General features: G+C 71.0%; 1 protein-coding gene. It reads left to right on the forward strand.

Features of this window, described 5'->3' with window-relative positions:
* Positions 1–606, forward strand: a 606-nt coding sequence (locus AC1DYG_RS18845; protein ID WP_477641399.1) for an AMP-binding enzyme, incomplete at both ends; no start/stop codon positions are given.

Genomic DNA, 606 nt, shown 5'->3' on the forward strand with positions numbered 1-606 from the left:
GTCCCGGTGTGGCCGGGCGAGCTGTCCGCGCGTTATCTCGGGGTGGCGCTGGACGCCTTCGACGAGACCGGGCGCCCGGTCCGGGGGCAGGTCGGCGAGCTGGTGGTGACCCGGCCGATGCCGTCGATGCCGGTGCGGTTCTGGAACGACCCCGGCGACGCGCGCTACTGCGACTCCTACTTCGACACCTTTCCCGGGGTGTGGCGCCACGGCGACTGGATCACCGTCACCGATCGCGGCAGCGTGGTGGTGCACGGCCGGTCGGACTCGACCCTCAACCGGAACGGGATCCGGATGGGCAGCGCGGACATATACCAGGCCGTCGAGGGGCTGCCGGAGATCGCCGAGGCGTTGGTGATCGGCGCCGAGCAACCGGACGGCGGGTACTGGATGCCGCTGTTCGTGGTGCTGGCCGAGGGTGCGGTGCTCGACGACGCGCTGCGGGAGCGGATTCGGTCCGCGATCCGGGAGCAGGCCTCGCCCCGGCACGTGCCGGACCAGATCGTCGAGGCGCCGGGCATTCCGCACACCCGGACCGGCAAGAAGCTCGAGGTCCCGATCAAGCGGATCTTCCAGGGCGCCGACGCAAATCGGATCCTCGATCGG

The organism is Pedococcus sp. P1_H8 (assembly GCF_056405175.1).